Genomic DNA, 25,098 nt, shown 5'->3' on the forward strand with positions numbered 1-25,098 from the left:
CAATATCAGCGGCCTGCGACGAACCCGTGACGGCCTAAGCCAGGACCTATTGGGCGAACTTGCCGATCGGTGTCTGGGCGGCCGGCAGCAGGCCCTTGGTCTGGCCGCCGACGAACACTTGGAAGGCTTCCGGCTCGGAGACGTCGACCGTCAGGCCAGCCAGCGCCGGGGCCCGATAGGACTCGCCTGCCGCGAGCTGGCGGGCGAAGTACACGGTGCCGTCGGCGCCGCGCACGATGATCGAGGCTGGCTTGCGGGCCTGCAGCACCACGGGCGAGGTCTCGGCCGGACCGCCGTAGACGGCGCCCTGGGCGGTGAACGTGGCGGGGAGGGACTCCGTCGGGACCGCTTCGACCTTGGGAGCGGCCGCCGCGGCGGCCTTCTGGGCTTTCAGCGCCGCCTCGGCGGAATCGGCCGAGCCGTCGCCGGCTGCGGTCGCAGCTTCCAGCCCGGGTGTCTCGTAGAGCGGCGGCGTGGTGGATTCGATCGGCGGCGGCAGGGGCGCGCCCAGCGCCACGGCCGCGCTCTGCGGCGTGCTGGGCGCGGTCTTGGCCTGCGCCGTCGCCGCCACGGTAACGGTGGCGGGCGCCGTTGGTTCGATCATCAACCGCTGCACGACATTCCAGAGCACGATCGCCGCGACGATCAACGCCAGGGCCACCGCACCCAGCATCAGGCGCGGGTCACGGCCCTCCTGGACGCCGAGCGGCTCGCGCAGCGCCTGGTCGGGCGCGGGCTCTTCGGTGCGGAAGCGTTCCACCGCCGCCTCGCCGTCCAGCCCGAGCGCCCGGGCGTAGGCGCGGATGTAGCCGATGGTGAACGGCCGCGAGGGCAGGGCCTCGAGCCTGCCCTCCTCGATCGCGGCCAGATAGGCGCGCCGGATGCGGGTGTCCTCGGCCACGGATTCCAAGGACAGATGTTGGTGTTCGCGCACAGCCTTCAGCGCACTGCCGATGTTCGGGCCGTCGCTGAGAGTCGGTGTCAAGGTTGCACCAGAACTCGCCGAGCGGTCTCCGTCATGGACATAGTCAATTTCTGCGATATGACCGGTATCGAGCGGCATGATTACTCACCGTCTTCGTTAACGCACAAGGGTGGTTGCACGAGACGACGCCCCGACCCGTCGACGACGAGCCCACCAATACTGTATTGTGGATAACACTCTAGCATGCGGATTTCAATGCGCTATTCGGTCACGGGCGATCCGCGGGGCGCTAGATCGCCAAGTACAGTTTGCGCGCTAAGGTTTCTATTTCGTTTCTAACTGAGCCCGCCGATGTTTTCAGCAGACTTGATACTCCGCGTCGGGCAGCTTCGCGGTCGCAGGACAGCACCATCTGCTTCACCGGACCGACGCCCGCAGGCGGCATCGACAGTCGTTCGAAGCCCAGCGCGACTAGGGCGAAAGCCTCCAGGGGCCGGCCCGCCATCTCCCCGCAGACCGATACCGGCGTACCGGTTTCGGCGCACGCCACCTGAATCGCCTCCAGCGCGCGCAGCGCCGGCGGCGACAACGGATCGTATCGGTCGGCCACCCGCGGATTGCCGCGGTCGGCGGCGAATATGTACTGCATCAGGTCGTTGGTCCCGACCGACACGAAGTCGGTCATCGGGAGCAAGGCGTCGAGGTGCCACACCAGCGACGGCGCCTCGATCATCGCGCCCACGTCCAGGCGTTCCGGCGCGGAGCGGCCGCGACGCTGAGCCCAAGCCACCTCAGTTTCGACCAGCGCGCGCGCCGCGCGGAACTCGTCGACGCTGGTGACCAGTGGGAACATGATGCGCAGCGGCCGGCCCTTGGCGGCGGCGATCAGCGCCCGAAGTTGCAGGCGTAGCAGGGCAGGGCGGTCCAGCCCCATGCGGATCGCCCGCCAGCCCAGCGCCGGGTTGTCCTCGCGCTCGGCTTCCAGGTAGGGCAGCACCTTGTCGCCGCCCAGGTCCAAGGTGCGGAAGGTCACCGGCATGCCGTCGGCGGCGTCGAGCACGCGGCTGTACAGCGCGGTCTGTGCGTCCAGCCGCGGCAGCTCCTCGGCGACCATGAACTGGAACTCGGTGCGGAACAGGCCGATGCCCTCGGCGCCGGTCTCGCGCAGGATGTCCAGGTCGACGTCCAGGCCCGCATTCATCAGAAGGGTGATCTTGGCCCCGTCGCGGGTGAAGGCCGGGGTGTCGCGCAGACGGGCGAACGCCGCCTGCCGTTGGGCGCGAACTTCGATGCGGGTGCGGATCGCGGCGACGACGTCGGGGCGCGGGCGCAGATAGGCCTCGCCGGATTCCGCGTCGACGATCACCGGATCGCCCTCGCTCACCCGGTCGCGCAGGCCGGGCAGGCGGCCCACGGAGGGAATGTCCAGAGCGCGCGCGACGATCGCCGCGTGGCTGGCGGCCGAGCCTTCCTCAAGCAGCAGCCCGCGTAGCTTGGTGCGGTCGTATTCAAGCAGGTCCGCGGGGCCCAGGTTCCGGGCGATCAGGATGGCGTTCTCGGGCAGGTCGCGGGCCACGTGGCCGGCTCCCGAAAGGTGGCGCAGCAACCGGTCGTTGAGGTCTTCGAGGTCGTGCAACCGTTCGCGCAGATAGGGATCGCGCGCCTGGCCCAGCCGCGCGCGGTGTTCGGAGCGCACCCGTTCGACCGCGGCCTCGGCGGTCAGGCCGTTGCGCACCGCGTCCAGCAGGCTGCGGTTCCAGCCGCGGTCGTGGGCGAACATCCGGTAGGTGTCGAGCACCTCATACGAGGCTTCCACCAGCCCGTGCTGGCCCTCGATCATCACGTCGACCTGGGCCTGCAGCGCCGCGATCGCCTTGGTCAGGCGCTCTTCCTCGGCGACCACGTCGTCGGCCAGCAGTTGCGACGGCGTCACCGGCTGTTCGTGCAACACGGCCACGCCATAGGCGACCCCGTCGGAGAACTTGGCGCCCTTCAGCCGCTCGGGCCGGTGCGGGGCGAGCTCGACGCCCTTCAGCGCGTCCTCGGCCACCAGCTCGCCGCCGGCGACCATCTCGGCCAACACCATGGCGATGATCTGCAGGTCTTCGACCTCGTCGTCGGTGTAGACCCGCTCGGTACGGTTCTGGACGACCAGCACGCCGATCGCGCGCCCGCCGCGCAGCAGCGGCACGCCGAGGAACGCATGGTAAGGATCTTCGCCGGTTTCCGGCCGGTACGAGAAGGCCGGATGGTTCGGCGCGTCGGCCAGGTTCAGCGGCCGGCCCTGGCGCATGATCTCGCCCACCAGGCCCTCGCCAAGCTTCAGCCGGGTGACGTGAACGGCGCTGACGTCGAGGCCCTCGGTCGCGAACAGCTCCAGCTCGCCGGACGCGCGGCGCATGTACAGCGAGCACACCTCGGCGACCATCGAGCCGGCGATGACCCGCACCACCATGTCGAGACGCGTCTGCGCCGGACCGCCGCCGGCCAGGGCCTCGCGGATCTGGCGCAACAGGCTTCGCTGGCCGCGAACGGCGATGCTTGGAATTGCCATGACCGCCCTCCCTGTTCTCCTTCTAAGCCCTAGCAGCTTAAAGGAATCCCGCAGACCCAATATGACGACGAACCGCCTGGTTCGTCAGCTTCGCCTTGGATGATTCGCTCGCCCACCCGAACATCGGCGCATCAATGCGCTGCGCCGGGCGGAAGTGAGGCGCTTAAAGGCGAAATCTGGGGATGCGCTCCGAAGTTCCCGCCGCTCAGGCCCGCGCCATGGCCGCCGCCAGCGCCGGGATCGTCGCGAACACCGCGAGCTGGATTGTCACCAGCCGGCGCATGCGGGCGATCTCGGCTGGCGCCGGCAGATCGGCCTCGTCGCGCTTCAGCCGCCCGCGCCAGCGCGTGAAGGTCACGGTTGGCGCAATCGACAGCAGGCCCACGACCACGAACGCCGCCATCTTCGCCCAGAACCAGTGATTGTGGGTGTAGTACTCGACACCCTTGATCCCGAGGAAGACCCGCGCGACGCCGACCGCGATAACCAACCCCGCCAGCGCGCCATAGTGGGCGTCGATCCTTGCCAGGCGTCGCACTTCGCCACCGTTCAGCACAGGGCGCAGCATCATCAGTTCGGCCACGAGGACGCCCAGCAGACTGAACACCAGCAAGTGGTGGCCGATGGCGAGCAGGAGGTCGGTCATGGCGCCATTTTCCGTCCAGGAGGACCAAGCCTAAGAGCGCCGCGCGGTCGTGGTCAACGCGCGGGCGTCAGCGGCGGATCGAATCGCCCGCCTCGGTGTTTCCCGTCCCTGAAACGCCATTGAGAGACCACCGATGACCCAACTCAGCCTGCCTGACATCTCCAAGAAGATGAAGGACATCGACTTCGTGATGTTCACCACCCGCACCCAGGGCGGCGAGCTCGCGGCGCGCCCGATGAGCAACAATGGCGACGTCGAATATGACGGCGACTCCTGGTTCTTCGCCCTGGACGACGCCCGCGTCGTCTCCGACATCCGCCAGGACGCCAAGGTCGGCCTGTCGATGCAGGGGAACAAGGGCCTGCTCGGCAAGCCGCCGCTGTTCCTGTCCATCGAAGGCCAGGCCGAACTGATCCGCGAGAAGACCGCGTTTGAAGAGCACTGGACGCACGACATGGACCGCTGGGCCAAGCAAGGCGCCGACACCCCCGGCCTGGTGCTGATCAAGGTGCACGCCACCCGCGTCCACTACTGGGACGGCGAGGACGAGGGCGAGATCGTCGTCTGATCGCGTCGATTGACGAGGGGCGGGGTCCGCGCGAGCGTCCCCGCAATGCCGCCGGCTCTCCGCCCGTTCGTCACCCGCGCAGCGCTCGCCGCCGACCTCGCGCGGCTGGGCGTGTGCGCCGGCGACACGGTGATGGTCCATGCCGCCATGCGACGCGTCGGGCGACTGTTGAACGGGCCCGACGCCCTGATCGGCGCACTCGCCGATACTGTCGGACCGGCCGGGACGATCCTCGCCTACGCCGACTGGGACGCACTCTATGAGGAACTTCTGGACGCTGAGGGCCGCGTTCCGCCTGAGTGGCGCGGTCACGTTCCGCCCTACGATCCCGCCGCCTCGCGCGCCGCCCGCGACAATGGCGTGCTCGCCGAATTCGTCCGCACGACGCCTGGCGCGTTGCGCAGCGACAATCCCGGGGCCTCAATGGTGGCGCTGGGTGCGCGCGCGGGCTGGTACACCGCCGATCACCCGCTCGACTACGGCTACGGCGAGGGCTCGCCGCTGGCCAAGCTGGTCGAGGCGAACGGCAAGGTGCTGATGGTCGGCGCGCCGTTCGACACCCTGACCCTGCTGCACCATGCGGAACACCTGGCGCGCATCCCGAACAAGCGCATCCGCCGCTACGAGGTCCCGTTCGCTGCGTCGTGGGGCGTCAAATGGCGGATGGTGGAGGAATTCGACACCTCCGACCCTGTCGTCCCAGGCCTCACCGACAACTATTTCGCGGACGTGGTGCGCGACTTCCTGGCCAGCGGCCGGGGCGTGCAGGGGCTGGTTGGCGAAGCGCCGTCGCTGCTGGTCGACGCCGCCGCCATCTGCGCCTTCGCCGTGGTCTGGCTGGAGCGCGAGGCCGGCGGGTGAGCGGCCTCTAAAGCTGTTCCAGCTCGTAGGCCGCGTGCAGGGCGCGTACGGCGAGTTCGGTGTAGGCGGCGTCGATCAGCACGCTGATCTTGATCTCGCTGGTGGAGATCACCTGGATGTTCACGCCCTTTTCGGCCAGCGCGCCGAACATGGTCTTGGCGACGCCGGTGTGGCTGCGCATGCCGACGCCGATCACCGAGACCTTGGCGACGTCCTCGTTGACCTGCACCTCCTCGAAGCCGATCTGGGCCTGGGCGGCGCGCACGATCTCCACCGCGCGCTGGGCGTCGCGCTTGCCGACGGTGAACTCCATGTTGGCCGTGTCCCGCGTGCGGGCATGGCTCTGGACGATCATGTCGACGTTGACGTTGGCGTCCGCTAGCCGGCCGAAGATCTCCGAGGAGACGCCGGGATGGTCGGGCAGCCCGAACAGGCTGATCTTGGCCTCGTCGCGGCTGTAGGCCACGCCGCTCACGATGCGCTTTTCCATGATTTCTTCCTCGTCGCAGACGATGGTGCCTTGGCCGGGCGCTTCGCCCGGCTCCACGAAGCTCGACAGCACGCGCACCGGCACGCCCTGGGCCATGGCCAGTTCGACCGAGCGGGTCTGCAGCACCTTGGCCCCGAGCGAGGCCATCTCCAGCATCTCCTCGTAGGAGATCTTGTTCAGCTTGCGGGCCTTGGCCTCGATGCGCGGGTCGGTGGTGTAGACCCCGTCCACATCGGTGTAGATGTCGCAGCGCACGGCCTTGAGCGCGGCTGCGATCGCCACGGCGCTGGTGTCCGATCCGCCGCGCCCGAGCGTGGCGATGCGGCCCGCGCGGGTGACGCCCTGGAAGCCCGCGATCACCGCAACCTCGCCGGCGTCGAGCGCCGCGCCCAGCTTCTCGGGCGGGATGTCGTCGATGCGCGCACGGCCGTGGGCGTCGTCGGCGATGATCGGAATCTGCCAGCCCAGCCAGGATTTGGCGTCCAGGCCCATGTTGCGCAGGGTCATGGCCAGGAGGCCGGCAGTCACCTGCTCGCCGGAGGCCACCACCGTATCGTATTCGTCGTCGGAGGGTGCGAGGCCCGCCGCCGCCGGCCCCGCGCCGTCGGTCCAGGCGACCAGTTCGTTGGTCTTGCCCGACATCGCCGAGACCACCACGGCGACGCGATGGCCGGCCGCGACCTCGGCGGCGACCAGCCGGCCGACGCGCCGGATGCGGTCCAGGTCGGCCACCGAAGTGCCGCCGAATTTCATCACCAGCCGGGACACGCCTTGCACCCACCCCCGTTTTGAGAAGGCGCCTTCTAGCCACACCCGGCCGCCGGGGCAACCTGGGCCGTCCTGCCGCGCGAGGCGGCTTCGCGCGGCCGGCGATGGACGATAAGAGGAAAGACATGACTCCAACCGCCTCCAGCATCGATCCCGCCGAGGTCGAACGCTTCTCGCGCATCGCCGCCGAATGGTGGGATCCGCACGGCAAATTTGCACCGCTGCATCGCTTCAACCCCGTCAGGCTGGGCTTCATCCGGGACCAGGCCTTGTCGCGCTTCAGCCGCGACGCCGCGTCCCGTACACCGTTCGAGGGGCTGACCCTGCTCGACATCGGTTGCGGCGGCGGACTGCTTTCGGAACCGATGCGCAGGCTGGGCTTCACAGTGACCGGCGTCGACGCCTCGGAGCGCAACATCGCCACCGCCTCGACCCACGCCGCCCAGCAGGGGCTGGAGATCGACTATCGCGCCTCCACCGCCGAGCAACTGCTGGCCGATCGCCAGGGCCCGTTCGACGTGGTGCTGAATATGGAGGTGATCGAGCACGTCGCCGATCCGGGCGCCTACCTGCGCGACTGCGCGGCGCTGGTGGCGCCGGGCGGACTGATGATCGTCGCCACCCTCAACCGCACGCTGAAGGCCTTCGCCCTGGCCAAGGTCGGGGCCGAATACGTGTTGCGCTGGTTGCCGGCGGGCACCCACGACTGGCGCAAGTTCCTCAAGCCCGACGAGATCCGTGGTTTCCTCGCCGGCCAGTCGGTCGGCGTTGAGGGCCCGTTCGGCGTCGCCTACGACCCTTTGAGCGGCCGCTGGACCCGTTCCTCCGACGTCGACGTCAACTACATGATGACGGTGACGCGCGACGCGGCCTAAGAAGGGCGCCGGGTGCGGACGAGCGCGACCGGCGCTGGAGAGTAGAGATGGCTTCGCTTCGCGTGCTTGGGCATGCCTTCCGGGCCTGGCGCCGCAATCTGCGCTGGGCCAAGCACGAACCGGAGACGCCCTACCTGGCCGACCTGCTGTCGGGTTCTCCCGTATGTCTGCACATCGGCGCCAGCGACGGCCGCCACTCCTATGTGATGACCAAGGTCGCGCCCAAGGCCCGGATCTACGCTTTCGAGCCGTCGGAGTTCACCTTCCAGGTGCTGCAGACCTGCATGGCCTGGCATGGCATCTCCGACCGGGTGACGACGGTCCACGCCGCGGTCTCCGACGCCCCGGGTGAACTGTTCCTGGTCACGCCCAAGAAGACCTCGGGCCGCATGGGCCGCGCCTACGCCTTCGTCACCGACGAGCCGCCGCCCGCCGACGGCCCGCTGCGCCCGGACCTGCAGGATCGCGGATCTGAAGTTCAGGCCACGCCGGTGGTCACCCTCGACGAATATTGTGAGAGCCACGGCGTCACCCGCGTCGACTTCATCCGCATGGATATCGAGGGCGCGGAGCAGAAGGCGCTGGCCGGCGCCCATGCGCTGCTCGACCGCGACCGCCCCCACGTGCTGATCGAGATCCACCCGCGCATGCTGGAGAGCCGCTTCGGCGGCTCGGCGGAGGCGGTGGTCGAGCTGTTCCGTTCGCGCGGCTACCGGATGTTTGCGCTGAACGGCGACCGGCTGGAGGAGCGCACCACGGTGGTCCCGGATCTCCCGTGGAAGGACTACTTCTTCATCCACCCGTCCCGCGCGCCCCGCCTTCCCGACGGCGTCTTCAAGGCACGCATGGCTGCCTGAGGGGGGTCAACCCGCCGCCAGCGGGAACGCCCCCGTCGCCAAGCAGGCCGCGCCGAATACCGCGCAGGCCCCCAGCGACCACTTCAGCGCGATCCGCGTCAACTCGCCGAACTCGATGCCGGCCAGGCCCACCAGCAGGTAGGTGGAAGGCACCAGCGGGCTCAGCAGGTGCACCTGCTGACCGACCAGCGACGCGCGGCCAATCTCCGCTGTCGACAGCCCATAGTGCGAGGCCGTCTCGGCCAGGATCGGCAGCACGCCGAAATAGAACGCGTCGTTGCTGATGAAATAGGTGAACGGCGCGCTGAGCACGGCGGTGATCGGCGCCATGTACGGGCCCAGCGCCGGCGGGATCACCCCGGTGACGGTAGCCGACATCGCATCGACCATCTTCGTGCCGGTGAGGATGCCGGTGAACACGCCGGCGGCGAACACCATGCCGCCGACCGCCAGCGCATTTGCGGCATGGGTGGCGATCCGCTCGCGCTGGTCGTCCAGCCGCGGATAGTTCACCGCCATGGCGATGGCGAAGGCGACCATGAACAGGACGGGCAGGGGCGCGATCGCGGTGATCAGCGCGGCCATAACGGCCGTCGTCAGCGCCAGGTTAAACCACAGCAGCCGGGGCCTGCGCGCCCGAAGGTCGGTGGCGGCGTCCTGGGCGATCACCTCCTCGCCGCTGGCGTCCTCGTCGACCGCCTCTTCGGGCAGGGTCGCGAGGCGCCGGCGTTCCTGAAGGCCCATCCGCCAGGCGACGAACAACACCCAGGCGGCGGTCGCGATCATCGCCGGGATCAGCGGGACGAAAGCCTCCGAAGCGTCCAGCTTCAGCGCGCTCATCACCCGCGCGGTGGGTCCGCCCCAGGGCAGGATGTTCATCACCATCCCGGCCATGACGATGACGCACGCCATTTTGCGCACATCCATCTGCATGTGGCGGTAGAGTGGGATCATCGCCGCGGTGGTGATCATGTAGGTCGTCGACCCGTCGCCATCGAGCGAGACGATCATCGCCAGCGCCGCGGTCCCCACGAGGATGCGCACCGGGTCGCCCCGGACCAGAGCAGTGATCGCCTTGATCAGCGGGTCGAACAGGCCGGCGTCGATCATGACGCCGAAATAGAGGATCGCGAACACCAGCATGACGCCGGTGGGTGCGAGATCTTTCACCCCGGCCAGCATCATTGGACCGAGATCGCCGCCGAAGCCTGCCAGCAGACCGAAGGCGACGGGGACGAGGATGAGCGCGATCATCGCCGACAGGCGCCTGGTCATGATCAGCGTCATGAACGTCGCGACCATCGCGAACGCCGCTATCGAAAGCATCCCGTCCCCCAACGCCTGGGCGCGGGTCGTCCGCACCGCTCGTCAGACTACACGGTCGCCGCCGTCCGCGCGTACCGGCTTCGTCCAGCGGTCAACTCGACACGGTCCGTAAGATAAGTGATGTTATGGCCAACGCCGGCGTGGACCGGGATCGCGGCGCTTGTCCGCCTACAAGCACAGGGACCAGGAACATGGCGCTCATCAATGACATGCGGCTGCCGTTGACGCTGGACGAGGTCACGCCGGAGTGGCTGACGCAGGCGTTGTCCACGCGCTTTCCGGGCGTTGCGATCAAGGGCCTGGTCCGTGACGCCGAACGCGCCGGCACTTCAACGTCGGCCCGCTTCACCCTGGACTACGAAAGCCGCGGGGAGGCCGGCGACGCGCCGGACGCGGTCTATGTGAAGGGCGGCTTCGACGACGTCATGCGCCGCCGCGTGTGGGCGGCGCTGATCCAGGAGGCGCGCTTCTACGCCGAGCTGGCGGGCGAGCTCCCGATCAACATCCCCGTCGCCTATTTCTCCGGCGTCGACGAGCGCGAGAAGCAGGGCGTCGTCATCCTCGAGGACATGACTGCGCGGGGCGTGCGGTTCGGTCATATCACCGACGATGTGACGCCCGACGTCATCGCCGGCTTCGTCGAAGGCCAGGCGAAACTGCATGCGCAATATTGGGGCGACAAGCGACTGGAGGCCTATCGCGACTGGGCCGAGCCCGCGCGCGCCTTCCAGCGCTACATGTACCGGGAGAAGAACTGGGTCGCGGTGCACGAGCGCTTCTACGGCGATATGATCCGCGACATCCTACCATCGCGAGAGTTCGCCCTGGCGGCCCAGGACCGCGTGTGGGCGATCAACGACGCCAGGACGCCTGTCCTGCTGCACGGCGACTGCCACATCGGCAATCTGTACTTCGAGGCGGACGGCGCGCCCGGCTTCATGGACTGGCAATGCCCGTTCCCGAGCGCGCCGGGCCACGATCACGCCGAGCTGTTCCTGTCCGCGCTCAGCGTCGAGGACCGGCGTGCGAGCGAACAGGAGCTGATCCGGCACTATCGCGAAGTGCTGGTGGCCAGCGGTGTGAAGGACGCGCCGAGTTTCGACGACCTGTTCCTGTCGTATCGCCAGAACATCATGCACATGATGGGCTTCGCGGTGTTCAATCCCTACGACATGCAGACCGAGCAGGTGGTCAACGCCGCCGCCGTCCGCGTGCTGCAGGCCGCCGCCGACCTCGACATGCTGGGCGCCATCGGCAAGGTCGAAGTGACCTGAGGCCACCGCCTTCCGTGGGCGCGCTGGCGCGGACGCGGACGCGGCGGTAGTTTGCGAAAAAAGACACCATAACCCGGGAGGAACGGTGCACGCTCTGATGATGGACCGGCCGCTGACGCTGCCGTCGATCCTGGAATACGCCGCGCAGTACCACGGCGAACGCGAGATCGTGACCCGCACGCTGGAGGGGCCGATCCACCGTTACGGCTACGCCGACGCGCTCGCCCGCGCCAAACGCATGGCCAACGCGCTGACCGCCATGGGGGTGGGGCCCGGCGACCGCGTGGCGACGCTGGCCTGGAGCACCTACCGGCACTTCGAGCTCTACTACGCGGTGTCAGGCATCGGCGCGATCCTGCACACGATCAATCCGCGACTCTTCCCCGACCAGGTCGCCTGGATCGCCAACCACGCCGAAGACTCGGTGCTGCTCTACGACCCAGGCTTCGAGGACCTGTCCGACCTGCTTGCCGCCAAGGTCCCGTCGCTGAAGACCCGCGTGGTGATGTGCGACGCCGCCAATCGCCCCGCCGGCACGCCGGCCGACGTGCTGAATTACGAAGACCTGATCGACGCCAATTCGCCTGAGTTCATCTGGCCGGATATCGACGAACGGATGGCCTCGGCGCTCTGCTACACCTCAGGCACCACGGGAAATCCGAAGGGCGTGCTCTACGGGCACCGCTCGACCGTGCTGCACTCGCTGGCCGTGCGCGCGCCGGACATCTACGACGTCGCCCAGCGCGACGTGATCCTGCCCTGCGCCCAGCTCTACCACGCCAACGCCTGGTGCATCCCGTATGTCGGGCCGATGGCGGGGGCGAAGATCGTCTTCCCAGGACGCTTTCTGGACGGACCCAGCGTCTGCGAGCTGGCGATCGCCGAGAAGGTGACCTTCATCCTGGGCGTGCCGATTATCTTCCAGGGCATGTTGGATCACCTGGACGCCACCGGACAAGAGATCACCACCCTGCGCACCCTGATCGTCGGCGGCTCGGCCCCGACCCCGGCGCTGATCCGCAGGGTGGAGTCCAAGCTGAACGTCAGCATCCGCCAGGGCTGGGGCATGACCGAGATGAGCCCCAACGGCGTCATGAACACGCCGCTGCACAGCCATGCCGATATGGCCGCCGACGATGTGATCGCGCGCAAGCAGAAGGCCGGCCGCGCCCAGTGGGGCGTCGACCTGCGCATTGTCGACGACGAGGACAACGAACTGCCCCGAGATGGCGTCACGCCAGGACGCCTGCAGGTGAAGGGGCCGTGGATCGCATCGTCCTACTTCAAGGGCGACGGGCCAGCGGCGTTCACCGCCGACGGCTGGTTCGACACTGGGGACGTGGGCGCGTTGGACCCGGAAGGCTATCTGCGGCTTACCGATCGGGCCAAGGACGTCATCAAATCCGGCGGTGAATGGATCTCGTCTCTGGATCTTGAAAACGCCTGTTCCACGCACCCCGCCGTCGCGCTGTCGGCGGCGATCGGCGTCTATCACCCCAAGTGGGACGAGCGGCCGCTGTTGCTGGTGATGCTGAAGCCCGGCGCGGCTGCGACGCCCGACGAGATCAAGGACCACGTGGCCGCCCAGGTCGCCAAGTGGTGGATCCCTGACGAGGTGCGCATCGTCGAGACCCTGCCCATCGGCCCGACCGGCAAGGTGATGAAGCGCGAACTGCGCGACCAGATCGGCGCGGAGACGCCGCTGAAAGTCACCCAGGGCTGACGCGAACTCCGGCGGCGCTTCGCGCGTTAGACCATCGTAGCGGGCCTCTGGCGTCCGCCGGAGGCCAGACCGTGGGGCGCAGACGTCCGAAAGGGTTGCTGGAGGTGGGCTGGGCCTGCCTGGAGAGCGCTGCGCTGGGCCGCAAGGAACACGCATCCACCTCGGCCGACTATCCGGACAGCATCGTGCGTCGAACCAGCTTCATCGCCGGCGGCGGCTACGGGTGGAAGATCTCCGCGATCACCACGCCGCGAACCACGCCCGCGCCGTGGCGGATCGTGGTGATCACCGGGTCGCCGTCCTGGTCGGAATACTGGGCGCCGGTCCTCGCCGCCTTGCCGCAGGATCGGGAGATGATCGTCGTCGACCGGCCGGGTTTCGCCAATTCCGAGCCGCTGGATCATGTGCCCGACATCCATGTCCAGGCGCGCGCCCTCGCGCCCCTTCTGCAGGTGCGTCCGGGTCAGCGGACCATCCTGGTCGGCCAGTCCTACGGGGCCGCCATCGCCACCCTGATGGCCGCGGCCCAGCCCAATCGAGTGGCGAGCCTGGTGCTGCTCTCGGGTTACTTCGGCGAGGCGGGCCCGACCGCGCGCTGGCTGCTGGACATGGGCGGCCGCGCGCTCAAGCTGATCCCGCGCGACCTGCGTAACGCTGTGCTCGAAGTCACCGGACAGCCCGCGCAACTGGATGCTGTGCGCGCGGCGCTGCGCCGGCTGCGCATCCCGATCCATGTGGTGCATGGCGACAAGGACGATTTCGCGCCGATCGAAATCGCCGAGCGGCTGGTCGCCGAAACTCGCGCGCGGCGTCCTGCGCGGGTCGAGCGTGTGGCTGGGGGCGACCACTTCATCAACGACGGCCCCGTCGATCGCTTCCTCTCGACGCTGGAGGCTTGCATCCCGGCGCGCCCGCAGATGTCCTGGCGTTGGCCCGCGTTGCGCGGTCTGCGCCTGCCCTGGTCGCGCGCGGTTCGGGCCGATGGCCTCGCCCAGGCCTGACGAAGCCCTCTGGCTGGATGCGCGGAAGGGCGATAAGCCGGGCGCACAGAATCCCGGGAAGGACACGCTCGATGAAAGCCGCTGTGTTACGCGAAGTGGGCAAGCCGCTGCAGATCGAGGACGTGCAGATCTCCAAGCCCGGCCCACGCGAAGTGCTGATCCGCACCGCGGCGGCGGGCGTCTGCCACTCCGACCTGCACTACATCGAGGGTTCCTATCCGGTGGCGCTGCCCACGGTCCTGGGTCACGAGAGCGCCGGAGTCGTCGAGGCGGTGGGCTCCGATGTGCGCACGGTGAAGCCGGGCGACCATGTGATCACCTGCCTGTCGGCCTATTGCGGCCACTGCGAATACTGCCTGACCGGGCGCCTGAGCCTCTGCGTCTCGCCGGAGATGCAGCGTGGAGAGGAAGACGAACCGCGGCTAACCCAGGGCGCGACGGCGATGCCGCAGTACCTGAACCTCTCGTCCTTCGCCGAGCAGATGCTGATCCACGAACACGCCTGTGTGTCGATCCGCAAGGACATGCCGCTGGACCGGGCGGCTTTGATCGGCTGTGCGGTGACCACCGGCGTCGGTGCAGTGATCCACACCGCCGGCGTGCGGCCGGGCGAGACCGTGGCGGTGATCGGCTGCGGCGGCATCGGCCTTTCGGCGATCAACGGGGCTGCGATCGCCGGCGCCGGGCGGATCATCGCCATCGACCGGGTGCGCGGTAAGGAGAATTTCGCCCGCGCCTTCGGGGCCACCGACTTCGTCTGCGCCGAGGACGGTGACTTCGGCCGCACGGTGCTGGAGATGACCAAGGGCGGCGTCCACCACGCCTTCGAGGCGATCGGCCTCACCGCGACGGTCGAGCAGGCTTTCCGCATCCTGCGCCGCGGCGGCACGGCGACCATCCTCGGCATGATCCCGGTTGGCCAGAAGATCAGCCTCTCGGGCGCGGCCTTCCTCGGCGAGAAGAAGCTGCAGGGCTCGCTGATGGGGTCGAACCGCTTCCCCGTCGACATGCCGCGGCTGGTCGACTTCTACATGGCCGGCAAGCTGAAGCTTGACGACATGATCTCCAACCGCATCCGCCTCGACCAGGTGAACGAGGCGTTCGACGAGATGAAGCGCGGGGAGCTGGCCCGCTCGGTCATCGTCTTCGACAGCTGAGTTCAGGCCATCAGCGCGGCGCGGACCTTGGGGTCCGGGTCGCGCACGATGCGGCTCTCGACATTGAACACCGCGGTCGCGCGCCGCACCGGGTCATAGCGCGGCCACGGCAGCTTCGGCGTCGAGGGATCGCCGTTGCGGGCGAAGGCGGCCCAGGCGGCGCTCATCTGGTCGGCGAGGATCTGCGGCTCGGGGCCTGGGCCTACGAACACCCGCGCCGTCTCGATGTTGTCGAACGCCAGCGGGATGTCGAGCGTGTGCGGCGTCTTGAACACGCCGTCGGCGATCGGCGTCTCCCAGTCCAGACGGTACATGAACACCGGCGCGGCCTGGGCGGCCTTGCGGTCGGCCTCGCGATAGCTGTCGGCGACCATCGCCGTCTCGCTCATCAACGCGGCCAGCAGATAGGTCGGCGAATAGCCCGGCCGCGCCTCGCGCAGCGCCGCCAGCAGGGCTGGCGCACGCGCGCCGGCGATCTGATCAGCGCGCTCGACGAGCTGCGCCTCGGTTAGCGTCCCGAACCACGGGGACGAGGCGAGGAACAGTGTCATCTCGTCCTTGTTGGTGCCGATCACCAGGGGGATGTCGGCAGACTGGGCCGGCGCGTCCGGGTCGAACGGGTTGCGCGGCAGCACAACCCCGTCCAGCACCGGGCCGAACGACAGCGATCCCGGCGTGCGCGCCTGCACCGCATAGCAGGCGGTGATGATCTGGGCGGCCGGCAAGGCGTTCAGGGCGGCGGTGTCTCCCTTGGCCACCCTCAGTTCGGTCAGCACGAGGGCGGCGGACTCCGCGGCCTTGTCGGCGGGAATGGCGCGCAGGCCCGCGCCGCTTTGGACCATCGCCTTGTGGAACAGGCCCTTGGCGGCCGGTATGGCCATCAACGCCGAGACCTTGCCGCCGCCGCCGGACTCTCCGAACAGGGTGACGTTGCTCGGATCGCCACCGAACGCCTCGATGTTGGCGCGAACCCATTCCAGGGCGGAGACGATATCGAGCAGTCCGACGCTGGCCGATTTGGCGTAGGTCTCGCCCATGGCCGAGGCGAGGTTCAGGTACCCGAACGCGTTCAGGCGGTGGTTCAGCGTCACCACCACGACGTCGTGGCGGCGCGCGAGGTTGGTCCCGTCGTAGGACGGCCAGCTTCCTGAGCCATAGACATGGCCGCCACCGTGCAGCCAGACCATCACCGGCCGCTTCTTGGCGTCCGGCGCAGGTGTCCAGACGTTGAGGAACAGGCAGTCCTCGCGGCCCTCGCGCGTCTCGCGGGCGTGGGGGAACACGGGGTAAAGCGAGCGGCCAAGTGCAGAACTCGCTTCGCCGGAGGGGCGTGCGTACATCTGCACCGGCGGCGCGCCATAGGCCGTGGCGCTGACCGGCTCTTTCCAGGGAACCGGCGGAGCGGGCGGCATGAAACGCAGCGCGCCCGTCGGCGGGGCGGCGTAGCGCAGGCCCAGGAAAGCGCTGTAGCCCTCGCCGGCGATCCCGCGCACCGGGCCGAAGCCGGTGGCCACCGGCGCGGTGAGCGTCTGGGCGCGGGCGGCGAGGGGCGCGAAGCTGGCCGCCAGCCCGAGGGCCAGCATCCGGCGGCGGTCCATTGTGAACTGGCCGTGCTCAAAGCCCTTGGTCATGGAAACCTCCCCCAGTCACGCTTTGCGCCATGGTGGGCGCGTGCGGCTGGGGGCGTCAATGCGCCGAGGCGAGGCCCCTAGCGGCGCAGGCCGATCTTGACGATGTCGGTCTCGGCCGACGCCAGTTGGCGCGCGCCATCCTCTTGGGCGGCCAGCAGGCCGTCGATGCGGGCCTTCTGGTTGCGGAACGCGGCGAGCTCGCCGCCGGCCAGCACGGTGCCCTGGGGAACCTTGGCGCCGATCGGGTTCACCCGGTCGCCGTTGCGCCAGACCTCGTAGTGCAGGTGCGGTCCGGTCGCGAGGCCCGTGGAGCCCACATAGGCGACGACCTGGCCCTGGCGCACGCGCATGCCGGGACGGATGCCCTTGGCGTAGCGCGAGATGTGACCGTAGCCGGTGTCCCAGCCGCCGGCGTGGCGGATGCGCAGCCAGTTGCCGTAGCCGCTCCAGCGGCGCGCCTCCAGCACCACGCCGTCGCCGGCCGCGAGGATCGGCGTGCCGGTCCCAGCGCCGAAGTCCACGCCCTGGTGGGCGCGGGTGTAGCCCAGCACCGGATGGCGGCGGGGTCCGAAGGTCGAGGTGATCCGCGCGCCGTCCACCGGCGTGCGCAGCAGGAAGCCACGGATGTTCTTGCCGTCCTCGTCGAAGTAGTCGACCTGGCCGTCCGCCCGCTCGAAACGATAGAAGCGCACGCCGTGCAGCTCGGCGTAGTCCAGCGCGCCCACCTCGACGGTGCGGCCGCTGGCGGTGACCTTGCGGCCGAACACCAGCTTGAAGTCGTCACCCGGCTTGATGTCGCGGGCGAAGTCTAGCTTGTGGGCGAACAGCTTGACCACCTGGGCGGTGATCGCAGGCGTCGCGCCCAGGCGCTCGGCGCTCTCGTAGACCGAGCCGTCGACCTCGCCCGCGGCGACGGTGGTCTCGTCGCTGACCTTCTCCTCGAGTTCGCGCAGGCGCATGGCGCCGTCGAAGGTGCGCGACAGGGTGATGGCGCTGGCAGGGCCCGTGCGCAGCGAAAGACCGATCAGGCGGGCCGGCCCGCGCTGGCCGCGGGGGCGCGCGACGGCGGCGTCGAACGCCATGCCGGCCTTGATGTGCACGGTGTCCATGGCCTCGGCCAGGGTCTCGACCGCGGCGCGGGCTTCGTCGGGGGCTACGCCGGCGCGCTGCACGGCGCTTTCCAGGGTCTCGCCGGCCTGGATCTTGACCGGGATCTTCTCGGGGCGGGCGAAGCCAGGCTGGGCCTCGGCGTGGGCGAAGGCGGCGTGCTCAAGGGCGGCGCTCTGCGCCGGATCGGTGGGCGCGCGTTCGGCGACGATGCGTTCGCCAGTGGCCAGCTTCCAGCCGGCGGCAAGCGCCAGGGCGATCGCCGCGCCGGCGAGCAGCTTTGGCGCATAGCGCATGGCCGAGCGCCGGGGATCGAATTCCTGCATGGTGCTTCCGTTCTGAAAACGCCGACCCGTCCCTCTTGCAGGGATCGGGCCGAACCACCTCTTCGCCCCCTTGAAGAGGCGCAGACCATGCTGGAGCGGTATGGTTAACGGCAAGTAAGGACCCGGTGGAGAGTCCTTTTGTCACAGGGCAGGTTTCAGAGCAGTTCCAAGGCCTTCTCGGCGGGGCGGCACAGGGCGACGCCCTTGGACGTGGCCACGATCGGACGCTCCACGAGGATCGGTTCGCGGGTCATGGCCTCGAGGATCTTGTCGTCGGACGCCGCGGGATCGGTCAAGCCCAGGGCCTCGGCGTTAGTGCCGCGCGCGCGCAGCACGTCGCGCGGCTTGGCGCCCATGCGCGCCAGCAGGCCTTTGAGCTGATCCTGCGTCCAACCGACCTTCAGGTACTCGACCACGGTGGGCTCGACGCCCTTCTCGCGCAGCAGGGCGAGGGTGTTGCGCGACGTGCCGCAGGACGGGTTATGGTAGATGACGACGTCGGAGCTCATGGCCTTGTCCCTTGCGCGATCGATGACCGCTGCGTTTTGCCACGCACCCTCGGGCCCGGGCAACGCGGAAGCGCTAGAGGCGGCCCGGCGCCGCCAGCGACGGCCAGCCGGCGTACCAACCTGAATGATCAGCGTCGTGGCCGTCTCTGCCGGGCTTGGTGAGACAGCCTTTCGGTGCGATGAAGCTGTCGATGCGACGCACAGGATCCTCGCGCCAACCGATGTTGAACGCGGCTAGCTTGGGGAAGAACTGCAGGCTGGAATAGGGCAGGTGGTCGTGGATCCACCAGGCGAGCGCCCGCCAGTCCTCACCAGCGGCGTATCGGTCGGCGAACCAGGGAATGACGATGGAGGCCTTGGCGCCGATCCGCCCGGCGGCGTCGCGACGGTCCCAGATGTGGCCGGCGTGGTTCGCCTCGTTGCTGGCGCAGTTGAAGCCGTTGGCGTTGCCGAAGGCGTTCACCGCCGGCGAGCGATAGGCCGAACGGATGGCGACGCGGCCGAACGTGGCGTTCAGCGGCTCCAGCAGGGTCTCGCAGAGCTGGCGACCGGCGGCGATGGCCAGGTCGGGATCCTCGGGGATGTTGCGCAGGCCGTGCAGTGCGGCGATCTCGCTGTAGAGGAAATCGCGCAGGTAGAAGTTGGCCGACAGCCGGACCCGTCCCAGGTCCTCCAGGCCGGCGACGCTGGCGGGCGAACGCATGGTGCTCTCCACAAACGAAAACGCCCGCCGAGGGCGGGCGTCGACGTCGGTCGGAGGCCTGAGAAGCCTCAGGCCGCGACTTGGGCTTCCTGCGGGTCGCGCAGGACGTAGCCGCGTCCCCAGACCGTTTCGATGTGGTGCTTGCCGTCGGCCGCGGCAGCCAGCTTCTTGCGCAGCTTGCAGATGAACACGTCGATGATTTTCAGCTCGGGTTCGTCCATGCCGCCGTAGAGGTGGTTGAGGAACATCTCCTTCGTGAGCGTCGTGCCCTTACGAAGCGAGAGCAGCTCCAGCATCTGGTATTCCTTGCCCGTCAGGTGGACGCGCAGGCCGTTCACTTCCACGGTCTTGGCGTCGAGGTTGACGGTGATGTCGCCGGTGCGGATGACCGACTGCGCATGGCCCTTGGAGCGACGGACCACGGCGTGGATGCGGGCGACCAGTTCATCCTTGTGGAACGGCTTGGTCATGTAGTCGTCGGCGCCGCCGGAGAAGGTCTTCACCTTGGTGTCGATCTCGGCCGAACCGGACAGGATCATGATCGGCGTATTGACCTTCGCCACACGCAGAGTGCGCAGGACGTCGAGTCCGCTCATGTCTGGGAGATTGAGGTCCAGGAGGATCAGATCGTAGTCGTAGATCTTGCCCAGATCGACGCCTTCTTCACCAAGGTCCGTCGTATAGACGTTGAACCCTTCGGACTTCAGCATCAATTCGATGCTTTGCGCTGTGGCGCTGTCGTCCTCGATTAACAACACGCGCATCGCATCCTCCTAGCACGCCTTAGGCGTGAGCCCTGTCCACTGCTGGGATTCACCCAGACCCTCGCCGTTAACTTGCGCGCGAGTTAATTTATGACTGGTTAATAGTGAAATCCCACTGACCGAATCGTTAATACGATTTCGATTCACCCGGCAAGCGCGGCGGGGGAGGCGTCGAGTCGCACCTGGGATGAATCTTTCGTGATCAGGTTGTAGGAAGCTGAGCCCTGCGGCCTTTCGCAGAACGCTGGCACGGAACGCCGGGAGCCGCCGGACCGTTCTGGCAGCGCCAGGGGCGGCCAAGTCGAAGGGGACTGTTACGCGATGCATGTGAAGCTCAAGCCGCTTTCGCAGCAGGTGATCGTGATCACCGGCGCAAGCTCTGGGATCGGCCTGGCGACAGCCCGCATGGCGGTGAAGGCGGGCGCGGCTGTGGTGCTCACTTCCCGTAACGACGCGGCGTTGCGCCGCATCTGTGACGAGCTCAATGCGGCCGGCGGGCGCGCGCACCCGGTGGTGGGCGATGTCGGCGACCCCGAGGACGTAGGCAAGATCGCCCGCGCGGCCATCGCCCGGTTTGGCGGCTTCGACACGTGGGTCAATGACGCCGGCGTCGGCGTCTATGGCGAGCTCGCCGATCTCGACCACGCCGACCACGAGCAGCTGTTCCGCACCAACTACTTCGGCGTCGTCAACGGCTCGATGGAGGCGATCAAGCATCTGCGCACAAAGCGCGGCGGCGGCGCCCTGATCAATGTGGGCTCGGTGCTGTCCGACGTCGCCGCGCCGATGCTGGGGGCCTACTCGGCGTCCAAGCATGCGGTGAAGGGCTTCACCGACGCGCTGCGCATGGAGCTGCGCAACGCCAAGGCGCCGGTCTCGGTGACCCTGATCAAGCCCAGCAGCATCAACTCGCCGTTCGCCGACCACGCCCGCAACAACATGGACAAGCCGGCGCGCGTGCCGCCGCCTGTCTACACCCCGGAAGTGGTCGCCGAGGCGATCCTGTACGCCGCCCAGCATCCGGTGCGCGACATCACGGTGGGCGGCACTGGGCGTCAGATGACCTTGGCTGGGGGCGCCGCACCCGGCGTCGCCGACCGGGTGTTCTCGGCGCTCCTGCCGACCCTCTCCAAGCGCTCAGGCGTAAAGCCCTCAGGCGACAACCTCTATGGCCCAGGCGACGACGGCGAGGTGCGGACCAGCGCCTATGGCGGCCGCGGATTCAGCGTCTACACCCAGAGCCGCCAGCATCCGGCGCTGACCGCGGCGGTGGGCGGGCTGATCGTCGCAGGGGTGGCGGCCTACTTCGCCCGCGGCGTGCTGTCGCGCACCGCCCGTCCGGCGATCGCGCGCGCCGTTCGCCCCTTCGTCGTGCGTGCGGCGCTGCGCAAGCCGATGGGCGCGGCCCGTTTCGCCGTGCGCCATCCGAGGCAAGCCGTGAAGATCGCCAAGGCCCTGCGCTAGGCATCCCCCGTAGGGGGAACGGCCGTGAAGTCTTCACGCCAAGTTAAGGCGGCAGGGGCGAGTCTGGAGGCTGAATCCGGAGCGCCTCCTTGGACAGTCTCGTCGCCGCGGTCGATCGCCTCGACCCCCTGACCGTTTCCGGCCGCGTGGCCGCGGTGAACGGCCTGCTGATCGAGGCGCGCGGGGGGCTGACCAGGCTCGCCGTCGGGGCCCGCGCCGAGGTCGCCCGCTATGGCGACACGCCGCTCGTGGCCGAGGTGGTCGGGTTCCGTGAGACCCGCGCTCTGTTGATGCCGTTCGGCCCGGTGGAGGGCGTCGCGCCCGGCGCCGAGATCCGCATCGAACCGCTGGGCTCGGCCGTGCGCCCGTCGCGCTCGTGGATGGGGCGGGTCATCGACGCCTTCGGCCAGCCGATCGACAGCAAGGGGCCGCTGGCCCAGGGCTTGGCCGCCTATCCCTTGCGCAGCCCGCCGCCGCCGGCGCACGCCCGCGGCCGGGTGGGCGAGCGGCTGGATCTTGGCGTGCGCGCGATGAACGTCTTCACCACCTGCTGCCGCGGTCAGCGGCTGGGCGTGTTCGCCGGCTCCGGCGTCGGCAAGTCGGTGCTGCTGTCGATGCTGGCGAAGAACGCACAGTGCGACGTGGTGGTGGTCGGCCTGATCGGCGAACGGGGCCGTGAGGTGCGCGAGTTCATCGAAGAGACCCTGGGCGAAGAAGGGCTGAAGCGCGCCGTCGTCGTGGTCGCCACCTCCGATGAGCCGGCGCTGAAGCGCCGCCAGGCCGCCTACATGACCCTGGCCGTGGCGGAATACATGCGCGACCAGGGCCTCGAGGTGCTGTGCCTGATGGACAGCGTCACCCGCTTCGCCATGGCCCAGCGCGAGATCGGCCTGGCCGCGGGCGAGCCGCCGACCACCAAGGGCTACACGCCCACCGTGTTCACCGAACTGCCGAAGCTGCTGGAGCGCGCCGGCCCGGGTCCGATCCGTCCCGACGGCACCACCGCAGGCCCGATCACCGGCCTGTTCACCGTGCTGGTGGATGGCGATGACCACAACGAACCGATCGCCGACGCCGTGCGCGGCATCCTCGACGGCCACATCGTCATGGAACGCGCCATCGCCGAACGCGGGCGCTTCCCGGCGATCAACGTGCTGAAGTCGATCAGCCGGACCATGCCGGGCTGCCAATTGCCGGAAGAGCGGACCATCGTCTCCGAGGCGCGCCGCAGCCTGTCGGCCTACGCCAACATGGAAGAGCTGATCCGGATCGGCGCCTACCGGGCCGGGTCCGACCCCGAGATTGATCGCGCTATCCGCCTGACTCCACAGCTCGAAGCCTTCATGGGCCAGGACAAGGACGAGTCGACCAGCATCGAGGCGGCGTTCGAGCGGCTGTCGCAGATCCTTGAGGATGAAACCGCATGAGTTGGGCTCAATCGCTGATCCGGCTGTCGACCTACGAGGTCGAGGTGCTGCAGAAGCGCCTGTCCGAAATCGCCGACGCCCGCGCCGCCGTCGAAGTGAAGCGCGCGCTGCTGGACGCCGAGGGCGAGGCCGAGGCGCTAAACGCCCGCGACGACGCCGAGGCCGGCTGGTGCCACATCGCCTTCATGGACGCGCTGCGCGTCCGCAAGGCTCAGGCCGACGCCCACATCGCGCTACTGAAACAAGAGGAGGAAGGCGCGCGCGACGCGCTGAACCAGGCGTTCGAAACCCAGAAGAAATACGAGCAGGTGGCGGAGAACATCCAGCTCACCGAGCGCAAGGAAGTCGCCAGGCGAGAGATCGCCATGCTCGACGACCTGGGCCTGCGACGCGTGGCCAACTCACGGTGAGCGGACTGTCGCGGGGCCTGAGCCGCAGGCTGGTGCTGGGCTCGGCCGTGGCGCTGGCCGCTTGCGAGGGCGGGGCGAAGTCACAGCCGGCGCTGGCTCCGCCGCTGCTCAAGTCGCTGAAAGATTCCGCGGCTTTTCCGGTGGGAACCTGCGTCCAGGTCTCGCACCTCGACCAGCCGCTGTGGGTGCAGCTCGCGCGCGCCCAATGCTCCCAACTCACGCCCGAGTGGGAGATGAAGATGGAATACATCCTCCAGCCGGATGGGACCTATCGTTTCGACCGGCCGGACCGCATCGCCGCCTTCGCCAAGGCCAACGGCCAGCGGCTCTATTGCACGACCCTGGTCTGGTACGCGCAAAAGCCCGACGCCTTCGTCAATCTCGATGAGAGCCGGGTGAGTTTCGCCTCGGCGTTCGACAATTACATCACCACCGTCGTCGGTCGATACCGCGGCCAGGCCGTGGGCTGGGACGTGGTCAATGAGGCGGTGGCCGAGGACGGCGAGGGTTGGCGCCAGAGCCTGTGGGCCGACAAGCTGGGCGACTTCGACCACATGCGCCGCGCCTTCGACCTGGCCAAGGCGGCCGACCCTGAGGCCGTGCTGTTCATTAACGACTACAACCTGGAAAGCCTGCCGAAGAAGTTCGACACCTTCCAGCGGCTGGTGGAACGCCTGCTGAAGGCTGGCGCGCCGGTGGGCGGGTTGGGCTGCCAGAGCCACCTCGCCGCCGACCTGCCCGGCGGCGCCATGACCCGCACGCTGCAGGCATTGGCCCGCTTCGGCCTGCCGATCCACGTGTCGGAGCTGGACGTATCGCTCAGCCGCGTGGAGCGGCGCTTCGCACCCCGCGCCGAGTTGGAGCGCGGGCAGGCCGCGCTCTACGCCGAGACCGCCGAGGCGTTCGCTGGCCTGCCCGAAGCCCAGCGCTTCGCGCTCACCCTATGGGGCCTGCGCGACAAGGATTCCTGGCTGCGCGGCGAGAATGCCGCCGATGCGCCCGCGCCGTTCAACGATGACGGCTGGCCGAAGGAAGCCGCCCACGCGCTGGCCGACGGTCTTTCCGGCGGCCTTTACGGAAACGCAAAGCCGCGCCGCTAAACCTCGTCGCGCATGAAGCTGATCTACAGCCTCCAGGACCCGGACAACCCCAACTCCCTCGCCCAGCAGATGCGGCGGGCGCGAGCCAAGCGCGTCGTAGAGCTCATCGTCGCGGCGGGCCCGGGCGCGCGCATCCTCGATCTCGGCGGCGAGCCGGACTACTGGCGGCTGTTCGACCGCAAGTTCCTGGAAGACGCCAAGGTGAAGATCACCCTGGTCAATCCGCAGGCCTTCACGGTCGACGATCCGCTGTTCGAGGCGCTGCAGGGTGACGCCTGCGCCATGGACTTTCCGGACAACGCCTTCGACCTCGTCCATTCGAATTCGGTGATCGAGCACGTCGGCGACTGGCCGCGCATGGAGGCGTTCGCCCGCGAAGCGCGCCGGCTGGCGCCGCGCTACTACGTGCAGACGCCGTACTTCTGGTTCCCCGTGGAGCCGCACTTCTCCAGCCTGTTCTTTCACTGGCGTTCGGAGCAGGGTCGGGCGCGCTCGCTGCTGCGCCGCCGGCACGGGTTCGCCGAGCGGTCGCCGGACATGGGCCAGGCGATGCGCGACGTGCAGCACGCGCGGCTGCTCGACAAGACGCAGTTCAGCTTCCTGTTTCCTGACGCGCGCCACGTGGACGAGCG

Annotated in this window: 23 protein-coding genes; 13 read left to right on the forward strand and 10 right to left on the reverse strand. The window is 68.6% G+C overall.

Annotated features, from left to right (window positions below; genetic code table 11):
• Positions 1-46: 46 nt before the first annotated feature.
• The 3 genes from Q8R27_RS05535 to Q8R27_RS05545 form a co-directional block, all read right to left on the reverse strand.
• Entirely contained in the window at positions 47-985 is a 939-nt protein-coding gene (locus Q8R27_RS05535) for a helix-turn-helix domain-containing protein (RefSeq protein ID WP_305698069.1), read from the reverse strand.
• 229 nt (positions 986-1,214) lie between these two features.
• Positions 1,215-3,479, reverse strand: a complete 2,265-nt coding sequence (ptsP, locus tag Q8R27_RS05540; protein ID WP_305698070.1) for a phosphoenolpyruvate--protein phosphotransferase — start codon at positions 3,477-3,479, stop codon at positions 1,215-1,217.
• 205 nt (positions 3,480-3,684) lie between these two features.
• Complete coding sequence (locus Q8R27_RS05545; protein ID WP_305698071.1) at positions 3,685-4,125, reverse strand: DUF2214 family protein; 441 nt, start codon at positions 4,123-4,125, stop codon at positions 3,685-3,687.
• A gap of 133 nt (positions 4,126-4,258) precedes the next feature.
• On the opposite strand from Q8R27_RS05545, the gene Q8R27_RS05550 reads away from it, so the two are divergent.
• Both Q8R27_RS05550 and aac(3) read left to right on the forward strand, forming a co-directional pair.
• Positions 4,259-4,693 (forward strand): pyridoxamine 5'-phosphate oxidase family protein, encoded by a 435-nt coding sequence (locus Q8R27_RS05550; protein ID WP_305698072.1) that lies wholly within the window; start codon positions 4,259-4,261, stop codon positions 4,691-4,693.
• A gap of 45 nt (positions 4,694-4,738) precedes the next feature.
• Positions 4,739-5,554, forward strand: a complete 816-nt coding sequence (aac(3), locus tag Q8R27_RS05555) for an aminoglycoside 3-N-acetyltransferase (protein WP_305698073.1) — start codon at positions 4,739-4,741, stop codon at positions 5,552-5,554.
• A 7-nt stretch (positions 5,555-5,561) separates the two neighbouring features.
• On the opposite strand, the gene Q8R27_RS05560 is transcribed toward aac(3), so the two are convergent.
• The gene (locus Q8R27_RS05560) at positions 5,562-6,812 is read right to left on the reverse strand and encodes an aspartate kinase (protein ID WP_305698074.1); all 1,251 of its coding nucleotides are present in this window, start codon (positions 6,810-6,812) and stop codon (positions 5,562-5,564) included.
• Between the two features lie 125 nt (positions 6,813-6,937).
• Between Q8R27_RS05560 and ubiG the strand changes: the two genes are divergently transcribed.
• Both ubiG and Q8R27_RS05570 read left to right on the forward strand, forming a co-directional pair.
• Positions 6,938-7,687, forward strand: a complete 750-nt coding sequence (gene ubiG / locus Q8R27_RS05565; protein WP_305698075.1) for a bifunctional 2-polyprenyl-6-hydroxyphenol methylase/3-demethylubiquinol 3-O-methyltransferase UbiG — start codon at positions 6,938-6,940, stop codon at positions 7,685-7,687.
• A 47-nt stretch (positions 7,688-7,734) separates the two neighbouring features.
• Positions 7,735-8,544: an FkbM family methyltransferase gene (locus Q8R27_RS05570; RefSeq protein WP_305596797.1), complete on the forward strand. Its 810-nt coding sequence runs from the start codon at positions 7,735-7,737 to the stop codon at positions 8,542-8,544.
• Between the two features lie 6 nt (positions 8,545-8,550).
• On the opposite strand, the gene Q8R27_RS05575 is transcribed toward Q8R27_RS05570, so the two are convergent.
• Complete coding sequence (locus tag Q8R27_RS05575; protein WP_305698089.1) at positions 8,551-9,870, reverse strand: CitMHS family transporter; 1,320 nt, start codon at positions 9,868-9,870, stop codon at positions 8,551-8,553.
• Positions 9,871-10,061: 191 nt separating this feature from the next.
• Between Q8R27_RS05575 and Q8R27_RS05580 the strand changes: the two genes are divergently transcribed.
• From Q8R27_RS05580 to Q8R27_RS05595, 4 genes are all read left to right on the forward strand, one after another.
• Positions 10,062-11,144 carry a phosphotransferase gene (locus Q8R27_RS05580; RefSeq protein WP_305698076.1) on the forward strand — a complete coding sequence of 361 codons (1,083 nt, stop codon included), beginning with the start codon at positions 10,062-10,064 and terminating at the stop codon, positions 11,142-11,144.
• A gap of 85 nt (positions 11,145-11,229) precedes the next feature.
• Positions 11,230-12,867, forward strand: coding sequence for a long-chain fatty acid--CoA ligase (locus Q8R27_RS05585; protein WP_305698077.1), 1,638 nt, complete (start codon positions 11,230-11,232; stop codon positions 12,865-12,867).
• Between the two features lie 71 nt (positions 12,868-12,938).
• Complete coding sequence (locus Q8R27_RS05590; RefSeq protein WP_305698078.1) at positions 12,939-13,868, forward strand: alpha/beta fold hydrolase; 930 nt, start codon at positions 12,939-12,941, stop codon at positions 13,866-13,868.
• Between the two features lie 71 nt (positions 13,869-13,939).
• Positions 13,940-15,025 (forward strand): Zn-dependent alcohol dehydrogenase, encoded by a 1,086-nt coding sequence (locus Q8R27_RS05595; protein WP_305698079.1) that lies wholly within the window; start codon positions 13,940-13,942, stop codon positions 15,023-15,025.
• Between the two features lie 2 nt (positions 15,026-15,027).
• Here the strand turns inward: Q8R27_RS05595 and Q8R27_RS05600 are convergent, their stop codons facing one another.
• The 5 genes from Q8R27_RS05600 to ctrA form a co-directional block, all read right to left on the reverse strand.
• Entirely contained in the window at positions 15,028-16,656 is a 1,629-nt protein-coding gene (locus Q8R27_RS05600) for a carboxylesterase/lipase family protein (RefSeq protein WP_305698080.1), read from the reverse strand.
• 77 nt (positions 16,657-16,733) lie between these two features.
• Positions 16,734-18,089, reverse strand: a complete 1,356-nt coding sequence (locus Q8R27_RS05605) for a peptidoglycan DD-metalloendopeptidase family protein (RefSeq protein WP_305698081.1) — start codon at positions 18,087-18,089, stop codon at positions 16,734-16,736.
• Between the two features lie 155 nt (positions 18,090-18,244).
• Positions 18,245-18,598 (reverse strand): arsenate reductase (glutaredoxin), encoded by a 354-nt coding sequence (arsC, locus tag Q8R27_RS05610; protein ID WP_305698082.1) that lies wholly within the window; start codon positions 18,596-18,598, stop codon positions 18,245-18,247.
• 73 nt (positions 18,599-18,671) lie between these two features.
• Positions 18,672-19,301, reverse strand: coding sequence for a hypothetical protein (locus Q8R27_RS05615; RefSeq protein WP_305698083.1), 630 nt, complete (start codon positions 19,299-19,301; stop codon positions 18,672-18,674).
• Positions 19,302-19,369: 68 nt separating this feature from the next.
• Positions 19,370-20,065 carry a response regulator transcription factor CtrA gene (ctrA, locus tag Q8R27_RS05620; protein ID WP_305596816.1) on the reverse strand — a complete coding sequence of 232 codons (696 nt, stop codon included), beginning with the start codon at positions 20,063-20,065 and terminating at the stop codon, positions 19,370-19,372.
• Between the two features lie 321 nt (positions 20,066-20,386).
• On the opposite strand from ctrA, the gene Q8R27_RS05625 reads away from it, so the two are divergent.
• From Q8R27_RS05625 to Q8R27_RS05645, 5 genes are all read left to right on the forward strand, one after another.
• Positions 20,387-21,529, forward strand: a complete 1,143-nt coding sequence (locus Q8R27_RS05625; protein WP_305698084.1) for an SDR family oxidoreductase — start codon at positions 20,387-20,389, stop codon at positions 21,527-21,529.
• Positions 21,530-21,618: 89 nt separating this feature from the next.
• Positions 21,619-22,956, forward strand: coding sequence for a flagellar protein export ATPase FliI (fliI, locus tag Q8R27_RS05630; protein ID WP_305698085.1), 1,338 nt, complete (start codon positions 21,619-21,621; stop codon positions 22,954-22,956).
• A complete protein-coding gene (locus tag Q8R27_RS05635) occupies positions 22,953-23,366 on the forward strand; it encodes a flagellar FliJ family protein (RefSeq protein ID WP_305698086.1) in 414 nt (137 codons plus the stop codon). Before fliI ends, Q8R27_RS05635 begins: the two co-directional genes overlap by 4 nt.
• A complete protein-coding gene (locus Q8R27_RS05640; protein ID WP_371134653.1) occupies positions 23,363-24,466 on the forward strand; it encodes an endo-1,4-beta-xylanase in 1,104 nt (367 codons plus the stop codon). Before Q8R27_RS05635 ends, Q8R27_RS05640 begins: the two co-directional genes overlap by 4 nt.
• A 12-nt stretch (positions 24,467-24,478) precedes the next feature.
• The coding region (locus Q8R27_RS05645; protein ID WP_305698087.1) for a class I SAM-dependent methyltransferase at positions 24,479-25,098 on the forward strand (620 nt) is incomplete at its 3' end.

This window comes from Phenylobacterium sp., from assembly GCF_030697305.1.
Lineage (GTDB): Bacteria > Pseudomonadota > Alphaproteobacteria > Caulobacterales > Caulobacteraceae > Phenylobacterium.